At 67.5% G+C, this 16,126-nt stretch carries 16 protein-coding genes; 5 read left to right on the top strand and 11 right to left on the bottom strand.

Going from position 1 to position 16,126, the window contains the following annotated elements; all coding sequences use genetic code 11:
* Positions 1-7: 7 nt before the first annotated feature.
* Complete coding sequence (locus tag FWJ47_RS04300) at positions 8-841, bottom strand: hypothetical protein (RefSeq protein WP_147104592.1); 834 nt, start codon at positions 839-841, stop codon at positions 8-10.
* 25 nt (positions 842-866) lie between these two features.
* On the bottom strand, positions 867-2,390 hold the full coding sequence (gene cls / locus FWJ47_RS04295) for a cardiolipin synthase (protein WP_147104589.1): 1,524 nt from the start codon (positions 2,388-2,390) through the stop codon (positions 867-869).
* 70 nt (positions 2,391-2,460) lie between these two features.
* Between cls and FWJ47_RS04290 the strand changes: the two genes are divergently transcribed.
* On the top strand, positions 2,461-3,441 hold the full coding sequence (locus tag FWJ47_RS04290; RefSeq protein WP_147104586.1) for an aminotransferase class IV: 981 nt from the start codon (positions 2,461-2,463) through the stop codon (positions 3,439-3,441).
* A 125-nt stretch (positions 3,442-3,566) separates the two neighbouring features.
* Here the strand turns inward: FWJ47_RS04290 and FWJ47_RS04285 are convergent, their stop codons facing one another.
* Positions 3,567-4,382 (bottom strand): carbon-nitrogen hydrolase family protein, encoded by an 816-nt coding sequence (locus FWJ47_RS04285; RefSeq protein WP_147104583.1) that lies wholly within the window; start codon positions 4,380-4,382, stop codon positions 3,567-3,569.
* A 57-nt stretch (positions 4,383-4,439) separates the two neighbouring features.
* On the opposite strand from FWJ47_RS04285, the gene FWJ47_RS04280 reads away from it, so the two are divergent.
* Positions 4,440-4,712, top strand: coding sequence for a DUF4235 domain-containing protein (locus tag FWJ47_RS04280; protein WP_147104580.1), 273 nt, complete (start codon positions 4,440-4,442; stop codon positions 4,710-4,712).
* Here FWJ47_RS04280 and FWJ47_RS04275 read toward each other — a convergent pair whose 3' ends face one another.
* Genes FWJ47_RS04275 through FWJ47_RS04245 form a run of 7 tightly spaced genes read right to left on the bottom strand, consistent with a single transcriptional unit; the run spans position 4,713 to position 11,855 of the window.
* Positions 4,713-4,937, bottom strand: a complete 225-nt coding sequence (locus FWJ47_RS04275) for a hypothetical protein (RefSeq protein ID WP_147104577.1) — start codon at positions 4,935-4,937, stop codon at positions 4,713-4,715.
* A gap of 53 nt (positions 4,938-4,990) precedes the next feature.
* Positions 4,991-5,392: a monovalent cation/H(+) antiporter subunit G gene (gene mnhG, locus FWJ47_RS04270; RefSeq protein ID WP_147104573.1), complete on the bottom strand. Its 402-nt coding sequence runs from the start codon at positions 5,390-5,392 to the stop codon at positions 4,991-4,993.
* Positions 5,392-5,958, bottom strand: a complete 567-nt coding sequence (locus FWJ47_RS04265; protein WP_147104570.1) for an MrpF/PhaF family protein — start codon at positions 5,956-5,958, stop codon at positions 5,392-5,394. Before FWJ47_RS04265 ends, mnhG begins: the two co-directional genes overlap by 1 nt.
* Positions 5,955-6,638, bottom strand: coding sequence for a Na+/H+ antiporter subunit E (locus FWJ47_RS04260; protein ID WP_147104567.1), 684 nt, complete (start codon positions 6,636-6,638; stop codon positions 5,955-5,957). The genes FWJ47_RS04265 and FWJ47_RS04260 overlap by 4 nt, the downstream gene beginning before the upstream one ends.
* A complete protein-coding gene (locus FWJ47_RS04255) occupies positions 6,635-8,362 on the bottom strand; it encodes a Na+/H+ antiporter subunit D (RefSeq protein ID WP_147104564.1) in 1,728 nt (575 codons plus the stop codon). The genes FWJ47_RS04260 and FWJ47_RS04255 overlap by 4 nt, the downstream gene beginning before the upstream one ends.
* Positions 8,362-8,874 (bottom strand): Na(+)/H(+) antiporter subunit C, encoded by a 513-nt coding sequence (locus FWJ47_RS04250; protein ID WP_147104561.1) that lies wholly within the window; start codon positions 8,872-8,874, stop codon positions 8,362-8,364. Before FWJ47_RS04250 ends, FWJ47_RS04255 begins: the two co-directional genes overlap by 1 nt.
* Positions 8,871-11,855, bottom strand: a complete 2,985-nt coding sequence (locus FWJ47_RS04245) for a Na+/H+ antiporter subunit A (protein ID WP_147104558.1) — start codon at positions 11,853-11,855, stop codon at positions 8,871-8,873. The genes FWJ47_RS04250 and FWJ47_RS04245 overlap by 4 nt, the downstream gene beginning before the upstream one ends.
* 75 nt (positions 11,856-11,930) lie before the next feature.
* On the opposite strand from FWJ47_RS04245, the gene FWJ47_RS04240 reads away from it, so the two are divergent.
* A complete protein-coding gene (locus tag FWJ47_RS04240) occupies positions 11,931-13,349 on the top strand; it encodes an MFS transporter (protein ID WP_147108916.1) in 1,419 nt (472 codons plus the stop codon).
* Here FWJ47_RS04240 and dcd read toward each other — a convergent pair.
* On the bottom strand, positions 13,339-13,917 hold the full coding sequence (dcd, locus tag FWJ47_RS04235) for a dCTP deaminase (RefSeq protein ID WP_147104555.1): 579 nt from the start codon (positions 13,915-13,917) through the stop codon (positions 13,339-13,341). The two genes, FWJ47_RS04240 and dcd, sit on opposite strands and share 11 nt — an antisense overlap.
* A gap of 35 nt (positions 13,918-13,952) precedes the next feature.
* Here dcd and FWJ47_RS04230 point away from each other — a divergent pair, with 35 nt between their 5' ends.
* Both FWJ47_RS04230 and FWJ47_RS04225 read left to right on the top strand, forming a co-directional pair.
* A complete protein-coding gene (locus FWJ47_RS04230) occupies positions 13,953-14,954 on the top strand; it encodes an AEC family transporter (RefSeq protein ID WP_342779646.1) in 1,002 nt (333 codons plus the stop codon).
* A 29-nt stretch (positions 14,955-14,983) separates the two neighbouring features.
* Positions 14,984-16,126 carry a hypothetical protein gene (locus tag FWJ47_RS04225; RefSeq protein WP_147104553.1) on the top strand — a complete coding sequence of 381 codons (1,143 nt, stop codon included), beginning with the start codon at positions 14,984-14,986 and terminating at the stop codon, positions 16,124-16,126.

Below are 16,126 nucleotides of genomic sequence, written 5' to 3'. Positions count from 1 at the left end.
CGACCGACTACGCGTTCTCGAGGTGCTCTTCGAGCTTCTCGGACTGGATGTCCAGCAGGTCGGTGAACGTCTCCTGGTCCATGTTCACCGCGCTGAGCATGATGGTGTTGGGGCCCACGTCGGCGGTGGCGGAGTAGACCTCCACCCGCGAGGCGCCGTCCTCCTCGTCGCCCATGGTGATGGTGAGGCTCATCCCGTTGAAGGGATAGTCGTCGTCGGTCTCCAGGGGTGCGACGTCGATCTCCTCGTCGCGAAGGTCCAGGCCGTCCGAGCAGGCAGCGGTGAGGTCCTCCCACAGCTCGGAGGTCTGGCTGGGACTCTCCTCCGGATAGGCGAGCGCCCACACGACGAGGGTCTCCATCGGGCCCTCCTCGGCGTCCTCGTCGTCAAGGGTGCGCCGATATTCGTGGGCAACGCCGGCCTGGGCGTCCTCTCCGACGAGGCTCACATTGACGGTGTCCAGGGCGGCGGCGCACTCGGATTCGCCGAAGGCGTCCGCGTAGGCGCCCGATTCGACGGCGAGCTCCTCGTCGAACCAGCCCAGCCCAGTGTGGGTGGAGTGGCCGGTCGGGGTCTCGGGCAGCTCTCCGGAGGTGAGGAGGATGTCCATCATCTCCTCCTCGCTGAGCGGCTCCGGATCCTGCTGCTCATCGTCCTCGGCGGTCTCCTCGGCCTCGCCGGGGGCGGCGGCGGTCTCCTCCGCGGTCTCCGCGGTGGGCTGGGGGCTGCCGCCCTCAGCATCGGCGTTCTCATCGTCGCCGCAGGCGCTGAGCAGCAGCGCGGAGGCGGCGGCGATGACAGCACTCACCGTCAGGGGGAAGCTGTGGGCTGTTCCAGGCACGCGCACCAGGGTAGTGGAAATCAGGTCACTGCAGTGCAGCTGTGAGCCTACTCACATTATCCAGGTAGCGGGTTCCCCAGCTCCGAGAGGCCCATGCGTCGGCGCTGACCTCGGAGGATATCCTGAAGTACTCCGCCAGCACGGCGTCGAATTCGGCGATCTTTTCGTCATCGACCACCATGAGGGTGACTTCCAGATTCAGGGTGAAGGACCGCATATCCATGTTGGAGGAGCCCAGCACCGCGGTGTCCTGATCCACCACCATGAATTTGGAGTGCAGGACGTCCGGGGCCGGGTAACGGAAGATCCGCACCCCGGCCTCTAGCAGCGCCTGGTAATAGGACTGCTGGGCGTGCTGGACGAGGAACTGGTCCGCCTTCTCGGTGACGAGGACGACGACGTCGACGTCGCGGTAGGAGGCGTTGGTCAGCGCGTAGAGCAGGGAGTCGTCCGGCACCAGGTAGGGGGTGCAGATGACGAGCCGCTCGGTGGCCTGGTAGATGAGGTCATTGAAGAGCCGCAGGTTGTTCTCGTCCGGGAAGCCGGGGCCGGAGGGCACCACCTGCGCCAAAGAGCCGCCGCGGGTGGCCTCGTCGGCCTCGATGTCCACCATCATGGGGTGCCCGTGCCTGGTCAGGGCGGGGTTCTCATCGGTTTCGGCGTACCAGTCGGTGGCGAAGACGATATCCAGCCCGGTGACCGCAGGGCCGGTGATCTTCGCGTTGAGCTCCACCCAGTGCCGGCCCATGCGCTGGGCGGACCTGCGCTTGTAGTGGGACTCGATGAGGTTCGCACTGCCGGTGAACGCGGTGCGGCCGTCGACCACGACGATCTTGCGGTGGTTGCGCAGGTCCGGGCGGGAGAACCGCAGCCGGAACGGCCGGATGGGAAGGGCCCGGCGCCACTGGAAGCAGTCCGGCCATTCCTTCTCCGCGGCCCTGAGCCGGCGGACCAGCTTCCGGTACCCGTTGGTGCGCATACTGCCGACATGGTCGTAGAGCAGGCGGACGGTCACCCCACGGGCGGCGGCTCGCTCCAGCGCGGCCAGCACCTTCGCTGCGACGGGGTCCTCCGCGATGATGTAGAAGAGCATATGGACGTACTGTTCGGCGCCGTCGATCTCGGCGGCCATCTGGTCGAAGTAGTCCTCGTACCCCGAGATCAGCTCCACACGGTTGCCGTCCTGGACGGGGAACGCGCCGAGGTTCCGGTTGAGGGCGGCGGTGGCGCCGAGCTGCTCATCGAGGTCGCGCAGCTGGTCGGAGAGGTCCATTCCGCGCGTGGCCCTGAGCACCTCCTCATTGATGCGGGCCTGGCGGCGCTGCCTGCGCGCGGAGAGCTTCGCGCTGCCGATCAGCAGGAACAGCGGCAGGGCGACGGCGGGGATGAAGAAGATGGCGATGAGCCAGGCCATGGCGGTCTGGGGACGGCGGTTCTCCGGGATGATGCCGAGCACCGCCAGTCGGATTCCGATCTCCACAGCGAGGATGAGGACCACAGCCCAGGTGGGAAAAGTCTCAATCCCCAGTCCGCTCAAAGGCCACAGCATCTGCCCCACAATACGGGGAATCGTTGGATGCGCCGGGCAATGGGCCTTCTGGAGGAGTAGGCTGGTGGGCATGGCTGAGCATTTTCAGGACCACTCTGTGTCCGCCGTGGCCGTCCGCATCGATGCCGAGCACCCTGAGGGCTTCCTCTTCGACCCGCACCAGCCGCAGCTGCGGGTCACCGACCTCGGCGCAGTGCGCGGGGACGGGATCTTCGAGACCATGCTGGTCCGGGAGGGTCACGTGCGAAAGTTCGACGCCCACTTGGCGCGGCTGCAGCGCTCGGCCGGGATCACGGACATCGGCATTCCCCTCGTGGAGTCCTGGCGCGCCGCCGTGGAGCGCGGCCTGGATGAGTTCCGGGCCCGCGGAGGCCTTCCGCCGGAGGTGACGGTGCGGCTCTCAGCGACCCGCGGGGTGGACGGCGAGCCTGCCAGCGATGACCCAGCGTTCGCGGGCACCTATTGGGCACTGCTGACCCCGGTGCCGGAGGAGACGATCGCCAAGCGCTTCTCCCCCATCTCAGTGACTCTGCTGGACCGTGGGTACGACGCCGACCTCGCCGAGCGGGCGCCCTGGCTGCTGCTGGGCGCGAAGACGCTCTCCTACGCGGTGAACATGGCCGCCCTGCGGTACGCGAAGGCCAAGGGGCACAACGATGCGATCTTCGTCACCCCGAACAGCCAGGTCCTCGAGGGGCCGGTGTCCACGGTGCTGCTGCTGAAGAAGAACCCGGCGGACCAGGAGAGGCCCAAGCTGGTCACCCCCATCCTGGAGACCGGGATCCTCCCCGGCACTACCCAGGGCGCGATCTTCGCGGCCGCGGAGCGGCAGGGCTGGGAGCTCGGCTACGGCCCGCTGTCCCCGCAGGACCTCTACGAGGCGGACCATGTGTGGCTGGTCGGATCGGTGGCGCTGGCCAAGCCGATCGAGCTGATCGAAGACCAGGACGGCGTCGAGCACCGCCTCGAGACGGACGAGCACTGGACTGCCAAGCTCAATGAGTTCCTCGAGGAGGACCTCCCGGTCCAGCACCCGGCTCCGGAGGCGTAGGTCAGCCCTCCCAGGCCGCGGCCCCGTACTGCTCCTCATGACTCGGAGGCCTTTGGCCGCTTCGGCACGGACGGTGGAGTCGGATTTGATGTCGATACCGATGATGCGGCCGCTGCTGAGGACCGTCAGCCCATCGGGCGGGCGTTCTCCAGCACCGGGATCTTCTGACGGGCTTCTTCAACATCGGAGGGGTCGATGTCGACAACGAGCAGCTCGGGACCTTCGCCGGCTTCGGCGAGGATCTGGCCTGTGGGTGAGACCACGAGGGAGTGCCCGACGCCGGTGGGCGCGGGAGCGAGCTCCTCAGGGTCGGTGCCGGCAGGCAGTGCCTGGCCGCAGGCGATGATGAACTGGGTGGAGTCGAGCGCCCGCGCGGTGACCAGGGTCTTCCACTGAGCGATTTTTCCGGGGCCTGACTGCCAGGAGGCGGGCAGGATGGTGACTGCGGCTCCTTGGCGGGCGTAGTGCTGGAAGAGCTGAGGAAACCGGACGTCGTAGCAGGTGGCGAATCCGACAGTCGCTCCGCCGATGCGAGCGGTGAGGGGATCCTCACCGGGCTGGACGGTCTTGGACTCCTGGAAGCCGAAGGCGTCGTAGAGGTGTATCTTCTCGTAGCCGAGCGTGAGCTGCTCGCCGTCGCTGATGAGCAGAGTGTTGGCAACACGGTCGCGGCCTTCTTCGCTGGGCTGGCCGGGGGTGAACATCCCCACCACGACGACGACGCCGTGCTCCTCAGCGATCTCCTCCACACGGCGCGCAAAGGGCCCGTTCAAGGGCTCTGCGATCTCACCGAGCGGGTTGCCGAAGGCCCGCTGCGCCGCTTCGGGGAAGACGATCACCTCGGCCCCCTGCTCAGCAGCCTCGGCGGTCCGCTCAGCGACGAGCTTCAGGTTCTTCTGGACATCGGCCCCGGTGGTGATCTGTGCGACGGCGATCCTCATGCGGCCCATGCTACGAAAGGCCTACGGCAGGCGGAAGGGGCGGGGTATGGTGGGGGCATGGACAAGCTGATTGAGAAGGGCATGACCGTAGTCATCTCGTTGGGCGCAGGCTATGTGGCCACCAAGGCCTTCGACCTGGCCTGGACCCAGATCACCGGCGAGAACCCGCCCAAAGACGACGAGATCGACGCCGTCGACATCAAGCGCGCGCTCGTCTTCGGCGTCACCTCCGCCGCCGTCACCGGCGCAGTGCAGGTGCTCTCCCAGCGGGGCGCCAAAGCCGCCACCCGCAAAGTCCGCGGCGGCTACGGCAGCCGCAGCGAAGTGTGATCAGAGCTTCTTAGAAGGACGATCGCCCGTCGTCGAAGTTCCGGCGGCGGGCTTCTTCCTGCCGTTGCCGTCACGGCCCAGCAGGTAAGCGATGCCGATCGCCGAGATCACCGCAGCTCCGAAGGAGAACGCAGCAGTGACGCCCGGCTCCGTCTCCATCAGGCTCGTGATGCCAGCAGTCACCGCAAGGATCGTGATCAGGACGAGGGCAATTTTGAGGATCATAGTCCTAGCCTAAGACTCATCAGGCTGAAACAGGCTGGGAATCCGCTCACTTGTTACGCTCGCTCATCCTCAGGATCCTTCAGCTCCCGGCGCACCCCGCTGTGGCGAGAAAGCCGGTCAACTGTCAGCGCCAGCTCATCATGGGTCAGCAGATCCGTGCGCAGGTGCTTAGTCCGATAGCCGGCCCGCCCCACCACATGGGCACTGACCGGAGCGGTGAGCAGCATCAGCGACCACGCCAGCAGGCACACCCCCAGCCACGTCCACGATCTCCACATGATCCCCGCGGAGAGCAGCATCGTCAGCAGCCCCAGCACCTGCGGCTTCGTGGCCGCATGCATGCGGGAATGAAGATCCGGGAAGCGCACCAGCCCGACCCCGGCGGCCAAAGACATCAGCCCGCCGACCACCATGCACACCGCGGCCAGGCCGTCGAGAAACTCGTCCCAGCCCATCAGGAGCCCTCCCTACCCTCATCGTTGGCGTGCTCGCCGACGTCGTCGTCATCGGCCCTGCGCGCCCGCGCCTGAGGCTTATACCCGGACTTGGTGAGCCTGGTGAACCACGAGGTGGTCTCATCCTCCTCCGGCTCCTCAGGCGCCGGACGCGGGTAGGTGCGGGCACCGGGGACCTCCACCGTGTGGTTCTCCGTGCCCTCCTCGTGGAGCCGGTTCTGATCCAGAATCTCCGGGGGCGTGGTGTCCTTCGGGATGGCCGGATCTGCGACCGGCCCCTCAGCTGTGCTCAGCTCCGGCTCCGGGGTGCGAACCACCACGTAGCGAGCCAGGGCCACCGCCCCCAGGAAGCCGATCATCGCAGTGACCACCACAAAGATGATGTGGTCCTGGTGCTGGTTGTACGCCATGTCAGTGAGCATCACTGAGGCCACCACGATGAGGATCACGTCCAGGCTGATCACCCGATCCAGCACGCTCGGCCCCCGGTAGGCCCGGTACACCGCCCCCAGCAGGGCGACGGCCAGCAGACCCTGGGTGATCCAGTACGCGTAGTCGAGCATCATGGCTTCCCCTTCCGGCGGGGGGTCTTCCCGCTGGTGTCAGACAGCCCGTCACCGCGCCGGCCGAGGACCTTGATATCCGCGCTTTGGCTGGCGATCGGCGCCTCCCGCTCCGTCTTCGACAGACCGGCCACACGGCCCAGACGCTTCTCCGCCTTAATCACGGCAAGGTCGGACCGGTTGCCGAGCACCCGGATCAGCAGCGCCTCCGTGGCCAGCGCATCCTGCCGGACCTTCTCAGCATCGGCGTCGTCGGTCACGTTCAGCACGTGCAGGTACAGCGTGGCAGTGGTGCGGTCGATGTCGACCACCACAGACCCGGGTACCAGCGCCAAGGCGTGCGCGGTCAGGGTGACCATCAGATCGTCGTGGCTGCGCAGCTGGATGGAGGTGATGGAATTGCGGACCCGGGGTCCCTTCCACACGGCGATCCAGGAGACCTCGAAGCTCGCCCACACCATCTTGCCGAGGAATCTCAGCAGGAACACCAGCCCCCAGAACGGGTTGACCCGCCCGGTTCCCCGCAGCGGCGGCAGATAGAACACCCGAACGATGATCGTCGCGTAGATCACGCCGATGATGAACGTGCCCAGCTCGAAGGACTGCCAGAGAGCCATCCACACGATCCCGAGCACCAGGATCAGCGGCAGCTCCAGCCGCAGAGGAGTGCGAGGGCGCCTCATTCGCCGACCTCCTCATCCACGCTTGTGCCGTTCTCCGCAGTCTCCATGTCCGGCTGGACGGAGGTGTCGACAGGGGCATGCTCCTCCGCTCCCCCGTCCTGCGGGTCCGGATCCAGGTCCAGGGACTCGGTGAACTCGACCAGGTCGTCACGCACCGAGTCCACCTGCTCCTCCCCCAGCACGGCGTCCAAGTAGGGGGTCCGCTCGTACATGTCCTGCGCGGCGGCCCGGGAGTAGTCCATCAGCGGGCCGGCGAACACGGTGAACGCCAGGGACATGCACACCAGCGCCGACGTCGGCGCCACCATAGTGGGCGGCAGCAGCCGCCTGTTCGCCGCACGGGCGTGAGCCAGGGTCTTCGGCTTCAGCAGCCGGGGGGCGCCCTCGGCGTCCTCCGCATTGCGCCAGAAGGACTTCGACCAGATGCGGGCCACCGCCAGCAGGGTCAGCAGGCTGGTCACCACCGAGGCCACGACCAGGGTCCAGGTGATCCAGGTGTTCTCGGCGATGCCGCCGGCCATCATGCCGACCTTGCCGAGGAACCCGCTGAACGGCGGGATCCCGGCGAGGTTCAGGGCGGGGATGCAGAACAGGATCGCCAGCACCGGAGAGATCTTCGCCAGCGAGCCCAGCCGGTCCACGTTCGAGGTCCCCGCCCGCCGTTCGATGAGACCGGTGACAAGGAACAGGGTGGTCTGGATGGTGATGTGGTGGGCCACATAGAAGATGGTGGCCGCCATCCCGATGATGCTGGTCAGGCTGAGGCCGAACACCAGGTAGCCGATGTGGCTGATCAGAGTGAAGGACAGCATTCGCTTGATGTCCGCCTGGGCGAGGGCGCCCAGGATTCCGACGATCATCGTCAGCGCAGCCACGATCATCAGGGCGGTGTTGATCCGGTCCCCCGGGAACAGCAGAGTCTCCGTGCGGATCATCGAGTAGATGCCCACCTTGGTGAGCAGCCCCGCGAACACCGCGGTGACCGGCGCCGGTGCGGTCGGGTAGGAATCCGGCAGCCAGAACGCCAGCGGGAACACCGCCGCCTTGATGCCGAAGGCGATCAGCAGCATCACGTGCAGCATCAGCTGGGTGCCCTCAGGCAGCTCCTGGATCTTCAGCGCCAGGTCCGCGAGGCTCACCGTCCCGGTGGCCGCGTAGAACAGGCCGATGACGATCAGGAACAGCGAGGACGACGCGATCGAGACCACCACATAGGTGACCCCGGCACGGATGCGGGCCTCACCTCCTCCAAGAGTCAGCAGCACGTACGACGCCGTCAGAAAGATCTCGAAGCCGACGAACAGGTTGAACAGGTCCCCTGCGAGGAACGCGTTGGAGACGCCGGCAACCAGTATCAGATAGGTGGGATAGAAGATGCTGACCGGGCCGGAGTCGTTCTTCTCCTCGGCCGCGCCCTGCCCCACCGCGTAGAGCAGCACCGCCAGGGTGATGATCGAGGAGGTGACCAGCATCAGCGCGGCGAACCGGTCGATCACCATGGCGATGCCGAACGGCGCGGGCCAGCCGGCCAGGTGAATCGCATGGGTGCCGCCGTGCCACACCTCGTTCAGCAGCCCGGCCTCCAGCACCACCGTGACGATCAGGGTGCCGATGGTGATGGACTTCTGCAGGTTCTGATTCCGGTAGAACGCAAAGGCGAAGGCCGCCCCGAAGAACGGGATGAGGACAGCCAGAGGCGTGAAGTTCAGCAGGTTCGGCTCCATCAGTGCTCGCCCGCCTCACTGCGCTGGGGACGGTCCGCGCGGGCCGGCTTGCCGGTGGATTCCGGCCGGATGGTTCCGGTGTTCGGGTCAGTGGTGCCGGCGAACTCGGAAGTCTCGGAGGCGATCTCGGCGTCCTCCTCAGGATCGTAGGCGCCGACCGCCGCGGCCACGCGGCGGTCCTCCTCATCATCGGTGAGCTCGTCCTGCCGGGCGAGCACCCAGGAGCGGTAGATCAGCGCGAGCATGAACGCGACGGTGGCGAAGCCGATGACGATCGCAGTCAGCAGCAGCGCCTGCGGCAGCGGATCCAGATATTCGGCGGCGTCGAGGCCCTCCTCGTAGATGGGCGCCTGACCTGCCCGGCCCGCGGTCATCAGCACCAGCAGGTTGGCGCCGTTGGACATCAGGATGATGCCCAGCAGCACCCGGGTCAGGGAGCGTTCGAGCATCAGGTAGAGCCCGATGGCGAACATCGCGCCCATGACGATCAGCAGGGTCAGGTTGATGGTCACCGGGCCACCCCCATTGAGGTGCGGGAGTGGATGCTGTGCCCGATCGCCGAGCGCTGATTCTCCTGCTCGCTGCGCACATCGATCTCAGAGCCCAGCGACCGGAGCACATCCACGATCAGACCGATCACCACCAGATAGACGCCGACGTCGAACAGCAGCGCGGAGACAAAGTGGTGCTCCCCGAGGATCGGCAGGTCGAAGTCCAGCACGAAGGACTGGAACGCCTGCCCGCCCGCGAAGAGCGGCAGGATCCCGGTGAAGCAGGCGATCGCCAGGCCCCACCCCATCAGCGCGCCCGCGGAGAACGGGATCGCCGCCTCCAGCTCATACCGGCCGCCGGCCAGGTAGCGCAGGACGAACGCCAGCCCTGCCAGGAGCCCGCCGGCGAAGCCGCCGCCGGGGGTGTTGTGCCCAGCCAGCAGCAGGTACAGCGAGATCAGGATGATCGTGTGGAACATCAGCCGGGTGATCACCTCAAAGATGATCGATCGGTGCTCCGGGGCGAGGGTGCGCCCGGCCACCAGCCAAGCCTCACGCGCCACGGTCGCGAAGGAGCGCGCCACCTGGATCTCCTTGACCTGGCGGGTGGAGAGCTCCTGGTCGGAGAGGATCCGGCCCACAGAGCCGGTGGGGACCTCGTGCAGGCTGCGGCGCTGCACGTCGCGGCGCTTGACGAAGATCAGGCTGGCCACGCCGGTGGCTGCGGCGGCGATCACGGTGATCTCGCCGAAGGTGTCCCAGACACGGATGTCCACCAGAGTGACGTTGACGATGTTGGAGCCGTGGCCGATCTCGTAGCTCATCCACGGGTACTCCACGCTGACCGGCTCCGCCACCCGGCCGCCCATCGCCAAGGCGGCAGCCGCCATGACCAGCAGGCCGAAGGCGCCCCCGAGGACCGCCCGGCCGAGCTTGAAGCGGGTGGGGTTCTGGGTCCACACCCGGGCCGGCAGACTGCGCAGCGCCAGGACGAAGGACACCAGGATGATGGACTCCACCAGCAGCAGGGTCAGGGCAAGGTCCGGGGCCCCCTGGATGGCGAACATCCCGGCGATGCCCCAGCCGCAGAGCCCCATCATCAGCACCGCCATAAAACGTTTGGGCGCCCACACGGCACCGAGCCCGCCGGCGATGATCACCGCGCCGAGGACAGCCTGCAGGGGCTGCTCGGCAATGATCCAGTCCTCCGGCATCTGATGCTCGGTCATCAGCATGATCACACCGGGCACCACGGTGGCGACCCCGAAGATGATGAAGAGGTACCAGCCCAGGGAGCCGCGCTGAGTCTTGGAGGTCAGCCAGGCGGCGAAGTCGTCCAGGGCTCGCAGCGAGTACCGGTAGACCCGCTCCGCATCCAGCGGGGCGGGGATCGGCTTCTGCTGCAGGGCGGAGCGGCCGATCAGCCAGAAGATACCCAGACCCAGGGCCCAGGTCAGCACAGAGAGCCCAAGCACCGGCGTGAATCCGTGCCAGAGCGCCAGGTAGGTGTCCGGCAGGTCCGGATCCGCGGGCGCGAACCCCTCCGCGAAAGGCTCGACGATCGCCTGCAGCGGAGCCGGCCACACCGCGAACAGCAGGGTGGCCCCGGCGAGGATCACCGGCGAGGCGAGGAAGACAGGGTCCGGACGTCCGTGGAACTCCGTGGGGGCCGCCTCAGCCCCGTCATCGTCCCTCTTCACCCCGAAGGCGCCCCAGAGGAACCGCAGCGAGTACGCCACCGTCAGCGCCGAGGCGACGACGATCCCGGCCATCAGGGCCCATCCCGCGGCACCGCTGACCTCCGCGTAGCCGTAGAAGGACTCGAAGACGACCTCCTTGGCCACGAACCCGAACAGCGGCGGCAGCCCCGCCATCGAAGCCGCCGCGATGATCGCGGCGGCCAGCAGGGTGCGCTGGCTGCGGCCGATCCCGGAGAGCACCCGCAGGTCTCGGGTGCCGGTCTTGTGGTCGATGATCCCGACGATCATGAACAGGGCGGCCTTGAACAGCCCGTGGGCCAGCAGCATCGCGATGCCCGCCAGGGCAGCGTCGCGGGTGCCCAGCCCGTTGACCATCACCAGGAAGCCCAGCTGGGAGACCGTGCCGTAGGCCAGCACCAGCTTGATGTCGGTCTGGCGCAGCGCCCGATAGGCGCCGATCAGCATCGTGACCAGGCCGAGGATCAGCACCATGGGAAGCCAGAATGCGCCGTCGTGGAAGCCTTCGGCGAAGCGGGCCACCAGGTAGACGCCCGCCTTCACCATGGCAGCAGCGTGCAGGTAGGCGGACACGGGGGTCGGGGCGGCCATCGCCGCCGGCAGCCAGAAGTGGAACGGCACCAGCGCCGACTTCGAGAGAGCGCCGAGCAGGATCAGCGCCATCGCGCCGTCGACCGCCCAGTCCCCGGACAGCTCCCCGCCGGCCGCGATGATCTCCGAGATCCGGTAGGTGCCTGCGAGCTGCCCGATCCACAGAAGGCCGATCAGCATCGCCAGGCCGCCGAAGGTGGTGACCACCAGCGCCTGCACCGCCGAGCGACGGGCGAACACCCGGTGCCCGGAGTAGCCGATCAGCGTGAAGGAGAGGATCGTGGTCAGCTCCCAGAAGATGAAGAGCATGACGATGTCATCCGAGAGAACCAGTCCCAGCATCGCTGCGGCGAAGGCGAACAGCTGGGCCGCGAACGGGCCCTGCGCCGCCTCCCGTGCTGGGAAGTACCGGGCGCAGTAGAGCATCACCAGAGCGCCGACGCCGGTGATCAGCAGGGTCAGGGCATAGCTGAGCGCATCAAGCCGCAGGGCGATCTCGATGCCCAGCTGCGGAATCCACTCATAGGACTCCGTCCGCGGCTCCTGGAGCACCGCTCCGCCGTAGGCGACCGTGAGCGCGAAGCCCGCACCGAGGATGCCGGCGAGCACGTGGAATGCCTTCCGGCCCACCACGCTGAAGAGGGCGGGGGCGACGATGCTCGCTGCGAAGAGCACAGCAAGCACCATCAGCATGGGGCGACCTTTCAGGAGGAGGAGGCAGGAGGAGTTCACGCAATGCTATCAGCGCCCCTGTACTATCCGATCGTGATGAGCACCTCACCCACCGATGCCCCATCCTCTGCCTCCGGCGGAGAACCCCCTGGTCAGCCGCTCAGCAAGAAGCTGGTGGCGTACTGGTCCATGTGGTCGTGGGGCAACGCCACGGTGTCCGCGGTGATGACCACCTTCGTCTTCGGCACGTACATCACGTCCGAGGCGTTCGGTCCTGGAGACCGCGGCGCCCAATACCTCGCCGTGGCCACGGCGATCGCGGGCGCCGTCGTCGCCCTGACCGCGCCGGTGATCGGACAGCGCACAGACAAGGCCGGCCGCCGCCGGCTCTGGCTGACGCTGAACACCGTCATGGTCGTCACGATGGTGGCGGCCTGCTTCTTCGTCCGCCCCGAGGAGGGGTACCTGCTCCTGGGCGTGACCCTGATGGCGCTCATGGGGGTCTTCGACGAGTTCGCCAACCTGAACTACAACGCGATGATCACCGACATCAGCGACCACAGGCGGATGGGCCGCGTCTCCGGGCTCGGCTGGGGCGCAGGCTATATGGGCGGGATCGTGCTGCTGCTGATCGTCTACGTGGGGCTGATCGCCGGAGAGCCGCCGCACTGGTTCGGCCTCGGGGAAGAGGACGCCGTCAACATCCGGGCCGTCGCGCTGCTGGCCGCCGGGTGGCACCTGGTCTTCGCGCTGCCGCTGCTGCTCACCAAGCTCCCCACCGCCGACCAGGACCAGGTCGAGGAGAGAGTCTCCGTCGCGGAGTCCTATCGGCGGCTCTTCCGGGTGCTGGCCGGGCTCTGGCGCGAGGACCGCAACACCCTCTGGTTCCTGCTCTCCTCCGCGATCTACCGGGACGGGCTGTCCGCAGTCTTCACCTGGGGCGCGGTGCTGGGCGTGCACGTCTACCAGATCGAGGATGCCGACATCCCCTTCACCCAGATCGCCGGCTCAGTGCTGCTCTTCGGGATAGCCGGCAACGTCGTCGCCGCCCTCGGAGCGTTCGCCGGCGGCTGGTTCGACGACAGGCTGGGCCCGCGCCGAGTCATCTCCTTCAGCATCGTCAGCCTGCTGGTCATCGCCGCCATCATGTGGTTCATGGTGCAGCCGCGGCAGTTCGGCCCGGTGACCATGTCGCCGGTGGAGGCCTTCTGGCTCTTCGGACTGCTCCTGTGCCTGTTCGTCGGGCCCGCGCAGGCCTCCTCCCGCTCGTTCCTGGGCCGGCTCGCCCCGCCGGACCGCGCCGGGGAGCTCTTCGGGCTCTACGCCACCGCCGGCCGGGGCATGTCCTTCCTGACCCCGGCGCTGATCGGGCTGCTGATCGCCGTGGTCGGCGGACAGGTGATGGCCATTCCGGGGATCTTCGTCGTGCTCAGCGCGGGGCTCATCATCCTGCTGACCCTGGTACGAGACCCGCAGGGCACCGCCCGCATGCACGACCACGCCATCAGGAGATGATGGTGCGGTGGAAGTTCTCATGGCTGCGCGACGCCGTCGGTCCGCGCTGCCCCTGATACCTGGACTGGTGGGCCCCGGCCCCGTAGCCGTGCTCGGCCGGTGAGGTCAGCCGGAAGAAGCAGAGCTGGCCGATCTTCGAGCCGGGCCACAGCTTGATCGGCAGGGTCGCCATATTCGACAGCTCGAGGGTCACCTGCCCGGAGAAGCCGGGGTCGATGAACCCCGCGGTGGAGTGGGTGAGCAGCCCCAGACGGCCCAAGGAGGACTTTCCCTCCAGCCGTGCGGCAATGTCGTCCGGCAGGGTGACAGCCTCATAGGTGGCGCCGAGGACGAACTCGCCCGGGTGCAGGACGAACGGCTCATCCGGGTCCGTCTCCACCAGCCGGGTCAGATCGGGCTGCGGCTCGGAAGGGTCGATGTGCGCGTACTTGTGGTTGTCGAAGAGCCGGAACATCCGCTCCAGCCGCACGTCCACGCTGGAAGGCTGGATCAGAGAGGCGTCCAGAGGGTCCAGCTGGATGCGCCCGGCGTCGAGCTCGGCGCGGATATCACGGTCTGAGAGCAGCACGCAGACAAACTACCAGGCAGGCGCAGGCGTAGGCTGTGGTCGGACAGTCAGCTCACGACGTCGGAGGGTTCAGCATGGCAGCGGTGCTCCAGGGCTTCACCGTCATATGGATCATCATCGCCGTCGGCTTCTTCGTAGGGCGGATCGGGCTGCTCGGCCCGGAGGCCCGGCTCACCCTCTCCCGGCTGACGTTCTTTGTGGCCTCCCCCTGCCTGCTGTTCACCACGATCTCCTCCTCACCCATCGGGGAGGTGCTGGGGCCGCAGTTCGCCGTCGCCGCGCTCAGCGCCTTCTCCACCCTGGCAGTGTTCATGCTGGTGGGCAGGGCCCTGCTGCGGGGCCGGAAGGGATCGGAGCTGATGATCGCCGGGATGGGCGCCTCCCTGGTCAACGCGGCGAACCTCGGCTTCCCGATCGCGGAGTATGTGCTGGGCGATGTCCGGCTGGCCGCACCGATCGTGATGTTCCAGCTGGCGTTCTACGCGCCCCTCTACGTGATGGTCATGGACCAGCTGGCCCGCAGGGAGAAGGCCTCCGCGAAGAGCAGCGGTGCCGGCTCACGGCTGGCGGCGCTGCGGTCCATGGGCCGGTCAGTGCTGCATCCGGTGATCATCGGCGCTCTGCTGGGCCTGGTGTTCTCCTGGCAGGAATGGTCCTTCCCGGAGCCGATGCAGGAGGCGATCGAGCTGCTGGCCGGGGCCTCCATCCCGCTGATGCTGCTGGCCTTCGGCCTCTCCCTGGTAGGGGTGAAGCCTCTGGAGAAGGCCGGCGGGCGACGGCGTGACGTCACCCTGGCCTCGAGCATGAAGCTGATTCTGCACCCGGTGATCGCGTTCCTGATCGCCTACTTCCTCTTCGGGCTGGAGGGGAACATGCTGCTGGCGGCGGTGATCATGGGCTCCCTCTCCACCGCGCAGAACGTCCTGGTCACCGCCGTGCGCTACCAGTCCGGGGAGACCATCGCCCGGGACACAGTGCTGGTCACCACTGTCCTCGGCATCCCCTCGATGGTCATCATCGCCCTGCTGCTCGCCTGAAAGGGGTCCGCAGGCTTTACCCTATTGCGGTGACCTCCGCGCCTCCGCCCCCGCCGTCAGAGCACCACGGCCGTGCTGACAACACCTTCCTCCGGCAGCAGGGCGCCGGGGATGAGGGGCAGGCCGGGGCCGAGGGCCAGCGCAGCTACGCCGGCTGGGGCTGGCTGGCCGCGCTGCTGATCGCTGTCTTCGGCGCGGTCATCGCCGTCTGGCAGGTCAACGAGCGGGTCTATACTCCCGAGACCGCCGTGGAGGACTATTGGGAGGCGCTGCAGGCCGGCCGCGGCCGCGTCGCCCTGGGGCACTTCGAGCAGCGGCCCGAGTTCCTCTCGGAGGGGGACCTGGACCACGTTCTCCTCAACGGGGACCCGCTCTCCCGCAGCGCCGAGCTCATCGAGGCCGCACGCCTCGAGCTGGGCCCCGAGGACGAGGATGCCGCGGCACAGCTGGACTTCGTCGTCGGCAGCGAGAACTACAGCACCACTCTTCAGGTGGAGCACATCGGCACCAGCTGGGGGTTCTTCGACGAATACAGCATCTCTCCCCACGCGCTCACATGGTTCGAGGTGGATGTTCCCGGCGCCCCGCAGGGCGGCATCGGTCAGGTCACCGTCAACGGGGCTCCGGTCAATCTGGAGGCTGAGACCGCCCGGCTCTCGGCGTTCGCTCCCACCGCTGCGGACGTGGAAGTCGACTCACAGTGGCTGATCGGCCAGGCGCAGCACACCGTCACCGCCGAGGATCCCGGCGAGCCGGCCTCGCGCGTGACCCTGGATCTGGAGGCCAGCGAGGAAGCCGCCGGGGTGCTCCGGGACGAGCTCGCCGAATTCTTCGAAGGCTGCGAGCAGCAGGTCCTCATGCCCTCCGGCTGCCCCATCGGGACCTCCACCCCGCACAGCGTGGACCCGGACAGCATCAGCTGGGAATTCCCGGACCCCGAGGAGTTTGAGCTGAGCTTCGACGCCGAGGGGTGGGACGTCGATCACGGCGACCTGTCCGCCGAGGTCAGCTTCGACGCCGTCCACTACTACGACGGCACCCAGATCAGCGAGACGGAGTCAGTGCCCTTCGAGCTGGACATCGCGGTGGGCGCGAGCGGCGAAGACCTGATCGTCTCCGTCAGCGGCTCCGAGGCCCAGGAGAACGAGGAGCAGAATGCCTTCTGGGGCTGA

It is taken from the genome of Nesterenkonia populi (assembly GCF_007994735.1).
Taxonomy (GTDB): Bacteria; Actinomycetota; Actinomycetes; order Actinomycetales; family Micrococcaceae; genus Nesterenkonia; species Nesterenkonia populi.
This window is presented reverse-complemented; position numbering and strand designations above follow the sequence as displayed.

What these genes read in the sequence shown, in the direction of transcription:
- FWJ47_RS04280 (WP_147104580.1), top strand. Translation starts at nt 4,440, where the DNA reads ATGGACAAGCTGATTGAGAAGGGCATGACCGTAGTCATCTCGTTGGGC.
- FWJ47_RS04265 (WP_147104570.1), bottom strand. Translation starts at nt 5,958, where the DNA reads ATGATGCTCGACTACGCGTACTGGATCACCCAGGGTCTGCTGGCCGTC.
- mnhG (WP_147104573.1), bottom strand. Translation starts at nt 5,392, where the DNA reads ATGGGCTGGGACGAGTTTCTCGACGGCCTGGCCGCGGTGTGCATGGTG.
- FWJ47_RS04275 (WP_147104577.1), bottom strand. Translation starts at nt 4,937, where the DNA reads ATGATCCTCAAAATTGCCCTCGTCCTGATCACGATCCTTGCGGTGACT.
- FWJ47_RS04260 (WP_147104567.1), bottom strand. Translation starts at nt 6,638, where the DNA reads ATGAGGCGCCCTCGCACTCCTCTGCGGCTGGAGCTGCCGCTGATCCTG.
- FWJ47_RS04290 (WP_147104586.1), top strand. Translation starts at nt 2,461, where the DNA reads ATGGCTGAGCATTTTCAGGACCACTCTGTGTCCGCCGTGGCCGTCCGC.
- FWJ47_RS04240 (WP_147108916.1), top strand. Translation starts at nt 11,931, where the DNA reads ATGAGCACCTCACCCACCGATGCCCCATCCTCTGCCTCCGGCGGAGAA.
- cls (WP_147104589.1), bottom strand. Translation starts at nt 2,390, where the DNA reads ATGCTGTGGCCTTTGAGCGGACTGGGGATTGAGACTTTTCCCACCTGG.
- FWJ47_RS04245 (WP_147104558.1), bottom strand. Translation starts at nt 11,855, where the DNA reads ATGCTGATGGTGCTTGCTGTGCTCTTCGCAGCGAGCATCGTCGCCCCC.
- FWJ47_RS04285 (WP_147104583.1), bottom strand. Translation starts at nt 4,382, where the DNA reads ATGAGGATCGCCGTCGCACAGATCACCACCGGGGCCGATGTCCAGAAG.
- FWJ47_RS04255 (WP_147104564.1), bottom strand. Translation starts at nt 8,362, where the DNA reads ATGGAGCCGAACCTGCTGAACTTCACGCCTCTGGCTGTCCTCATCCCG.